Genomic DNA, 8213 nt, shown 5'->3' with positions numbered 1-8213 from the left:
TCTATATATGACAGCTTGTAAAACTTCCGTAGATGAAAAATACTTAAGTAAGACAGATTGTCAAAGATAATAATATTACTCAGATGTTATAAAATTAGTTGACAATTGATTTAAAATACCGATAATCTTTTGTGTATTCCGCAAAATAGAAATTGATAGAGTTCACATCAGGAAGCTTCAAAAAAAATAAATGGCAATAAAAAATATATTTGCGGCAGATGGAATAGTTATGTTCCCTCTGCTCATATTCAGCGTGGTTTCTATTCCATTAATTGCAGAACGTATCTGGATTTTGGTCAAAAATTTATCGTCGTCAGAAATCAGTAATTGGGGAAGTTTTAAATCTCTACCGTCACAATAATCATGTGAATGCAATAGACAAACTTCAACTTAATCTAGATTTACCGATCGCAACAAAACAATAATCCTGAATTCAACCGCAATTTTTAGCAAAAAAAATAACCCTTAAGAAAATGAAAAAGAATTTGTACTTATTTCCAATTAGTTTACTCAGTCTATTTATCGCTTTCCCATCACTTGCATCTGATACTAAAATTAATCAAGTAAACCAAAATCAAAGCGAAAAAGCTCAATCAAATATCCCGAACATTAGCGATATTACATTACCAGGAACTAATGCTAGTTTACTAACTCAACCAATTGGAGAAATTGGAGAAATTGGAGAAAGTGAAGTAAATGAAGTAAATGAAGTAAATGAATTCAATAAAGTAATTAATTCTGAAAATATCTCTCAAACTAATACGACAGAAAAAGACGATTCAGAGATTCAATTAGAAGCCATTGGTGAAAAAGATGCACTTCCAGAATCAACTCCAACTCACATAATTGACAAAGAAGAAATTCAAAAACAAGGTGCATCTAGTGTTGCTGATATCTTAAAAAGAATGCCGGGATTTGCAATTAATGATGTTGGTCATGGTGCAGATATTCACACTGGCACTTATTATCGTGGTGCATCAATAAATCAGTCAGTAATTCTGATTAATGGTAGACCAATTAATAGTAATATCAATACCTATCATGGTGCTACAGATTTAAATAGTATTCCCGTCGAAGCAATAGATAGAGTAGAATTATATAGTGGTGCCGCGAGTTCCTTATATGGTTCCTCAGCAGTTGGTGGAGTTATTAACATCATTACCAAAGAAGGTAGTGGGAAAGCAAAACTAAATGCAACTGTAGAATTTGGTTCTTTGAATTCAAATAATCAACAATCAAGTTTTAGTGGTGGAACTGAAAAAGTTCGTTACAACTTGAGTTTTGAGCGCTTTTTGACCGATAACAAATATAAAGTTCCCGTTGGTGCTGCGAACCGTGATAGTAGTGGTAACTTATTTAATGCTGATACAGCTACCAGCACTTATTTTGGGAATATTGGAGTTGATTTAAACAAGAAAAATACCCTGAGTTTAGATGTTAAAAAACTCAGTAGTCGTCGTGGTTTAGTCTATTTTGGTTTTCCATTACAAAAGGATAGACTTGACCATGATGGATTAAATATTGGTTTAGCCTGGAAATCTCAACTGGCAAATAATTCCAAACTCACAACTACATTTGGATTCAATCAAGATTACTTTAACACTTATGGTCCCACGGTTTTCAGAAATACAGAGTTTTACCGCACAGGAACTTTAGATACCCAACAATTTACTGCTAGATTAGACCATGAATGGAAAATTTCCTCCAATTATCAACTTCGCTGGGGTTTAGATTTAAATAATCTCAACTTAGATGGAATAGTAAATAGTACTCGTCCAGATAGAATTAGTCTCAATGAAGAAGAAAATAGAAGCTTGTTTAATACAGCTTTATTTGCAGTTAATACTATTAATATTAACGATGCATTACAATTTGATTTAGGACTGAGACAAAACTTTGATTCAGAATTTGGAAACTACTTCAATCCTAGCGCTGGTTTCCGCTATGGAATCTCACCAAATATAGCTTTACGTGGAAGTTGGGCATCTGTACAACGAAATCCCGGTTTAGACCAAAAATATGTTTACGATACTGTGCATGGTTGGTTGTCAAATCGCGATTTAAAACCAGAAACAGGTTCTTCTTGGACTGCTGGAATTGATGTTAGTTTATCCCAAAATTTAACCGGACAATTTACTTATTTTGGTAGTAGCTTAGATGAGCGTTTAGGCATCATTCAAGGCAAATGGCAAAATATTGGTTTAGTTGATACAAATGGCTTTGAAGCTGCCTTGCGGTGGAAAATGGTGCGTCACTGGTCAACATTTTTCAACTATACTTACACCGATGCCAAAATTCAAACTGGAACCGAATCAGGGTTACAATTGGGTTTAATTCCTTACTCGAATTTGCAAACAGGAATTGGTTACGAAAAAAACGGATGGCAAGCTAATTTATATGCTACTTATTATAGTGGCGCTCGTCGAGCATTTTTTACTAATCCTGGGGAGAAAACCACAGATTTCTCACCATCTTATCTAAATTTAGACTTGAGCGCTCGCGTACCCGTAAATCAAAAATTGGGACTAACATTTTACTTAGAAAATTTACTGGGAGAACAGTACGAAAGAGTAAATAGAATTTATAGCCCTGGTTTAACTTTTCGCGTTGGTTTAAGTTCAAACATTTGATATTTAGTTTGATTCACCATATTCCTGACTTTTGAAACAGTTGGGGATATGGGGGGATATAAAAAGTAAATTAAATTCCAGTAGCTATATTAGGTAATGACTTTGGGAAATTTTCCTCTATTTCATTATCTATACTTTGCTCAATTATTGTATGACTGGGGTAAATACTTCCATCCTCATCGACATCTGCTAGTGCTAAATTTTGCAAATCTTTCGTTTCTTGATTCATTTTGCGAACTAAAATCTACATTTGTTCGATATCGAATAACACAGATTGCATGTGAGATTGCTGTATATTAGACGGAATATTATTTTTAGTGAAAATATTACCTAAATTTTCAGATGCGTGAGATAGTAAGCGCTCTAGCTGCCTCTGCTCGTCAATTTTTTGGTTGAGTATTTGCTGAATTTTCTGCGATTCTGAGGTTTGAACTGTCTTCTCAACAGTGTCTGCCTAATGCTATCCTGCGAAATAATCCCAATCAACTCACCGCGATCGCCTACAATGGGCAAATGTCTAATTTTATACCTGCGGAATAAAAACAACGGACCAAAGACATGGCGCAATGAGTTAATAGGCAAAGTAATTACATCGGGAGTCATCACTTCCCCGATGGTTAAAGTTTGCATATCTCTCCCTTCAGCCGCTAACTTGACTATATCCCGTTCTGTAAATATCCCCAGTAGTTTTTCCTCTTCCACCACTAGCACAAAACTCGAAATCTTGCGTTTTCCATCATTCAAACTGGGATTACCAGCCAGAATAAATGGATTCTGGCTGTACTTCCTCTGACTCATCAAAACCACTACTTCAAATAGGGGAATATCGGGAGTAACTAAATAATGGCTGACGATCAATAGCGCTTTCAATATCTCTTTCGATTATCAACGGCTCATCAAAATGCATAAACGATACAGCTTCGCTATGGCTAGTGGACTTTGCTTCAATTGAAACATATAATAACGGATGTTACACTGAGCAGATGCAAATTCAGCATAGAAGAGTGTTCACAATTGATATTGGTTAGTCAAACTAGCCACAAATTAAATAATTAGTACTAGAGGTACATTAATAACTTTCCTCCAATTCATTACCTACATAGATAATATTATCATTCTCTATATGGGAATAAACACCAGATATTCTTGGTGTTGTGCCGTAGAGTCGGTCTAGAACAAGCTTAACAGATATTCGTTTCCACATCTGACCTCGCTTTGTTTTGTAACCGTTCTCATTCAGCCAATTAGCTATTTGCTGTAAAGATTTTCCTGACTTATGGTGACGACGGATCATTTCAATTATCGCTTGTTCGTCGGGGTTTTCGACAAGTTCGCCATTAATTGAGGTTAGTCCATATGGTGGTGAACCATATCCAGCGTAACCACCACGTGCAGCCTTTAATTTTCTTCCACGCTCTAGCCGTTCCCAGATACTTCCGTCGTTGGAGTTATCTGCTGTCATTTTCTTTAGGGTAGAATGTTATGGGCGTTGTTATCTTAACTCAATATCTTAAGTATGTACACGTATGCTTTCAATCCTTTTGCGAATCACAACAGTGTGATATATCTTCAGTGCAAAAATATGCGATCGCAATCCTTATTCACATCAAACAATCAGATTTGAGTCAAAATTCAATATACAGGCATAATTCAGCCTAACTATAAAACGCTGGATTTAATCTACTTACACTCATCCAAGAGTATAAATTGTTAACTTTGTTTATTTTGTTTTCTTTTACAGAAGATTTTTTCAGATTGCGACAAACATCTAAAAAGAACACGGGCGCAAGTATAGTAAGATACCTCCTGTTAATCCATTATGCGGAGATTACACTTGCAAACACTTTTTTCAAGATTTATAAAATAAGAAATAATAGCAAAAAGTAGACAAATTTTGCCAGATATCTAATTTTCCCCTACGATAAATGTTGAATGACAAAGCATAGAGGTTGGTACAGACATCTTTGATAGAAGAACCCCTAGTCATATCTCATCCGATAGGGATTGACTTCTGCCTTTATATACATTTTCTACCTTGTAGTCGATGAAGAAATGGCATAAAAGCAATTATTGTTGTAAAGAAGCGAGTCTGCTAGTCAGGTCGTTTTTAGGGGTACAAAAAACTTATCCCCTAACCCAGCAGCTTTTTGCTTGTCATTCTGTAGCATGAGAAAAGCTTAACTGTCATCATAAATGGAAGCGGAAATGCAAGAACCGGAAATTATGGAAACAAAATCTCCAGAGGCTACAATGCCGGAAATCAATAACCAATTGGGAACTATTACCAAAGTTCAGCCATCTGGTTCTCAAGACGAATGGATCAAATACGGAGAGAAAATTTCTAGTATTTTAGGAACATTACCCGAATATGCTGGAAATATATTTAATCAATACAAGCAGCCATTGATTGTCTTTGGTTTAATTGTGGCTTCGATTGTCACCCTTAGGGTCGTACTCGCAGTATTAGATGCATTGAACGACATTCCCTTAGTAGCACCAACCTTTGAATTAATTGGGGTTGGTTACTCAGTTTGGTTTGTTTACAGGTATTTACTCAAAAAAGATAGTCGGGATGAGTTAACCACTGAAATCTCAACTATTAAAAATCAAGTTGTAGGCAAAGAATAATATATCTAAAATTTGCTGAATGATAACAGCCGCTTGCTTTTTGGTAGAAGATACTACATGGCAAGTGGCTGTATTTTGTGTTGTGTGATGGGAATCGAATGTCTCGATTTTCCGGTTTAAAGACAAAGACGTTCCACCGGAACGTCTCTACGATGAATTATTATTTAGGTGCTTTAACGATATTTTCTGATTTAATGGGCTGTAACCGACCCATTTTGACTAAGGCTTGGTGAATCATTGCTGCCGCTTCAGCACGGGTAATTTCTCGATTTGGGGCAAGACTGCCTTTGTCGGGATAGTTTACCACAAGCCCTTCGATTGTTGCGGCTGCAACTTTGGGAATGGCATATTTGGGAATATCTTTAGCATCCTTGTAGATGCTGACTACCTTTTCAGGGGAAGCAGGTGTTTTCAAATTTAAACCACTGATAAGGGCAACCAAGACTTGAGCGCGGGGAATTTTTTGATCGGGTTTAAAGCTTTTGTCAGGGAATCCCTTCATAAACCCAGTTGCGATCGCATCATTTATGGCTCCAGTTGCCCAATATTTTTGCGGGATGTCATTAAAGCTTAACTTTGTCTGTCCAATCTCTTTCTTAAAAGCACGATTTACGATCGCGGCAAACTCAGCCCGATTTATGGGTTGATTTGGACGGAACGAATAATCTTCAAAACCTTCAATTATTTTGCGCGAAGATAAAGCATTAATAAAGCCTTGTGCCCAAAATTTATCAGGTACATCCGTAAATGCCCTGGGAGGTGGGATTGTCGGTAATTTTGCCACGGTCGTGGTAACTTGAGGTTTTGGTGCAATACTTGGGGAAATATTGGGGGTATTACCATCAACAAGTGGTGGAATAAAGCCAAAAACCCCAGCCCCTGGAACGGAAGGAATTTCCTTGGGTTTCTCAGGTACAGGAATTTCGATTGCTGGAATCCCAGGTTTTGCATCATCCTGAGATAAATCTGAGTTGGGAATCACAGGAACTTGAGTGACCAAGTTCGGTTGTACCTCAGTTTTCGGCATACTGAGAAGTAGATTATTATCTATACCGGCTTGAGGATTCGGTTGGAGATTTGGTACAACAGTTGGAGACAGAGACGGCATCAACTGACCAAAATTCCATTTCGATTCTTGACGAGATAAAGCCCAAAATAGGATTGAGCCAATAGTCGCAAATGCAACTAGTACACCGATAAAATCATCAAAATCAAGGGAATTTCGCTGAGTTGAGCGAGGGTCGGAAGGAGGTAAATTTGTCATCGTGATAATATGCGATCGCTATTAATTGTTCTTACTAAGAGTAAGCCACAAAATGAATGATCCTGTGTTGTCATGCTGAGGAACGAAGCATCTACGCGAGATTCTAGCCTGCGGCAACGTGTTCGCGCAGCGTGTCGCTTTGCGACTCAGCGCGTACGTTCCACCCTGCGGGAAGCAAGCTACAGAATGACATTGGGCATTTCTTTCTGTGGAGTTCTCTAAAGAAAACTAAGTCACTGCAACAATTTTTACAATATCCGCCGAGAACATCACAGGAAAAATTAAATAGATAGCAGGGAAATTAAAACACTTTTATAGATTACAGCTTATAAGGTTTGGGTACAAAGGTAAAAAACTTGAGCATTTGCATTAACTCCTAACTCCTAACTCCTCCTAACTCCTCCCAACTGCCTAAATCACCCGCAACAAACTGGGAATACTATGGATTGCCTCAAAAGTACGAATTTCATCTAGGGCTTGTTTAAACTTACCTTCTTGGACATCGTGGGTGACAACGACTATTTCCGCTAGCTCCCCTTGGAAACCTGTTTGCACTACCGACTCTAAGCTCACACCGTATTTACCAAAACAAGTACCCAACTTCCCAATGACCCCAGATTGGTCTCTAGTTAAAAATCGGGTATAAAATCGAGCATCCAGTTCAGAAACGGGTGCAATTTGACAATAATCTTGATGGGAACAAGCTAAAAGCGGGTCTAGATTATAATTAGAATGGGAATTCTGTCGGGATTTAAGATGGGCAACAAGATTCAGAATATCAGAGGAAACAGCACTCGCGGTTGCACCAGCACCTGCTCCAGGACCGAAAAACATTACTTGCCCTAATGGTTCCCCTTCAACGAGAATCGCGTTATATACTCCGTTAATGCTTGCGAGGGGGTGAGATTTGGGTACAAGGGTGGGATGGACTCGCACGGAGAGAGTAGGTGGAGAAGAGGAGGAAGAAAGAGGAGAGCAGCGCTTCGCTATCGCAAGTAGTTTTATTACAAATCCTAATTTATCGGCATAGGAAATATCAGTTTTACTAACCTGGCGAATTCCTTCACTAAATACTTCGTCACGGTTAATCCTTCCCCCAAATGCTAAAGATGCCAAAATTGCAATTTTATCGGCAGCATCCCATCCTTCAACGTCTGCTGTGGGGTCTGCTTCAGCGTAACCTAATTGTTGAGCATCGGCGAGAACATCATCAAAACTGGCACCTTCATTTTGCATCCGCGTCAAGATGTAATTCGTCGTGCCGTTAACAATCCCTATCACTGTATTGATTCGATTGACACTTAAAGACTGCTTCAACGGCTGAATTACGGGAATACCACCACCTACAGCAGCTTCCAGCAGTACATACACACCAGCTTGATTTGCAGCAGTAAAAATTTCGGCACCAAAGCGGGAAATCACGGCTTTATTGGCTGTAACTACATGCTTACCGTTTGCGATCGCTTTGAGAATTAATTCACGTGCGCGATCGATTCCCCCAATTAATTCCACAATAATATCTATTTGCGGGTCAGTAACAATCGCCTCTAAATCTGTAGTAATTATTCCAACTGGCAATTCCACAGCACGGGGTTTATCGAGGGATTTTACCCCCACACGACAAATCTCTACCTCTTTCAACAACGGATGACGACCAACATTATCTATTAACAGTTGTACAGTCCCTGTTC

At 38.3% G+C, this 8213-nt stretch carries 9 protein-coding genes; 4 read left to right on the top strand and 5 right to left on the bottom strand.

Annotation, left to right across the window (positions count from 1 at the left end):
- Positions 1-272: 272 nt before the first annotated feature.
- Together CK510_RS31950 and CK510_RS21890 are read left to right on the top strand one after the other, a co-directional pair.
- Entirely contained in the window at positions 273-425 is a 153-nt protein-coding gene (locus tag CK510_RS31950; protein ID WP_158224945.1) for a hypothetical protein, read from the top strand.
- 48 nt (positions 426-473) lie between these two features.
- Positions 474-2630, top strand: a complete 2157-nt coding sequence (locus CK510_RS21890; protein WP_095723706.1) for a TonB-dependent receptor plug domain-containing protein — start codon at positions 474-476, stop codon at positions 2628-2630.
- A 70-nt stretch (positions 2631-2700) separates the two neighbouring features.
- Here CK510_RS21890 and CK510_RS31945 read toward each other — a convergent pair whose 3' ends face one another.
- From CK510_RS31945 to CK510_RS21880, 3 genes are all read right to left on the bottom strand, one after another.
- Positions 2701-2859 (bottom strand): hypothetical protein, encoded by a 159-nt coding sequence (locus CK510_RS31945; RefSeq protein ID WP_158224944.1) that lies wholly within the window; start codon positions 2857-2859, stop codon positions 2701-2703.
- A 134-nt stretch (positions 2860-2993) separates the two neighbouring features.
- The gene (locus tag CK510_RS21885) at positions 2994-3500 is read right to left on the bottom strand and encodes a CBS domain-containing protein (RefSeq protein WP_095723705.1); all 507 of its coding nucleotides are present in this window, start codon (positions 3498-3500) and stop codon (positions 2994-2996) included.
- A gap of 199 nt (positions 3501-3699) precedes the next feature.
- On the bottom strand, positions 3700-4092 hold the full coding sequence (locus CK510_RS21880; RefSeq protein ID WP_095723704.1) for a recombinase family protein: 393 nt from the start codon (positions 4090-4092) through the stop codon (positions 3700-3702).
- A 731-nt stretch (positions 4093-4823) separates the two neighbouring features.
- Here CK510_RS21880 and CK510_RS21875 point away from each other — a divergent pair.
- Entirely contained in the window at positions 4824-5258 is a 435-nt protein-coding gene (locus CK510_RS21875) for a CAAD domain-containing protein (protein ID WP_095723703.1), read from the top strand.
- A gap of 160 nt (positions 5259-5418) precedes the next feature.
- Here CK510_RS21875 and CK510_RS21870 read toward each other — a convergent pair whose 3' ends face one another.
- A complete protein-coding gene (locus tag CK510_RS21870; RefSeq protein ID WP_095723702.1) occupies positions 5419-6522 on the bottom strand; it encodes an S-layer homology domain-containing protein in 1104 nt (367 codons plus the stop codon).
- Between the two features lie 72 nt (positions 6523-6594).
- Here CK510_RS21870 and CK510_RS32925 point away from each other — a divergent pair, with 72 nt between their 5' ends.
- Entirely contained in the window at positions 6595-6744 is a 150-nt protein-coding gene (locus CK510_RS32925) for a hypothetical protein (RefSeq protein ID WP_211293253.1), read from the top strand.
- Positions 6745-6933: 189 nt separating this feature from the next.
- Here CK510_RS32925 and CK510_RS21865 read toward each other — a convergent pair.
- The coding region (locus tag CK510_RS21865) for a homoserine dehydrogenase (protein WP_143289379.1) at positions 6934-8213 on the bottom strand (1280 nt) is incomplete at its 5' end.

This window comes from Brunnivagina elsteri CCALA 953, assembly GCF_002289455.1.
GTDB lineage: Bacteria > Cyanobacteriota > Cyanobacteriia > Cyanobacteriales > Nostocaceae > Brunnivagina > Brunnivagina elsteri.
The sequence above is the reverse complement of the archived record's forward strand: the minus strand, read 5'-3'. Positions and strand labels throughout refer to the sequence as shown.

Coding starts and splice junctions, on each gene's coding strand:
- CK510_RS21890 (WP_095723706.1), top strand. CDS start 474: ATGAAAAAGAATTTGTACTTATTTCCAATTAGTTTACTCAGTCTATTT.
- CK510_RS31945 (WP_158224944.1), bottom strand. CDS start 2,859: ATGAATCAAGAAACGAAAGATTTGCAAAATTTAGCACTAGCAGATGTC.
- CK510_RS21880 (WP_095723704.1), bottom strand. CDS start 4,092: ATGACAGCAGATAACTCCAACGACGGAAGTATCTGGGAACGGCTAGAG.
- CK510_RS21875 (WP_095723703.1), top strand. CDS start 4,824: ATGGAAGCGGAAATGCAAGAACCGGAAATTATGGAAACAAAATCTCCA.
- CK510_RS21870 (WP_095723702.1), bottom strand. CDS start 6,522: ATGACAAATTTACCTCCTTCCGACCCTCGCTCAACTCAGCGAAATTCC.
- CK510_RS32925 (WP_211293253.1), top strand. CDS start 6,595: ATGCTGAGGAACGAAGCATCTACGCGAGATTCTAGCCTGCGGCAACGT.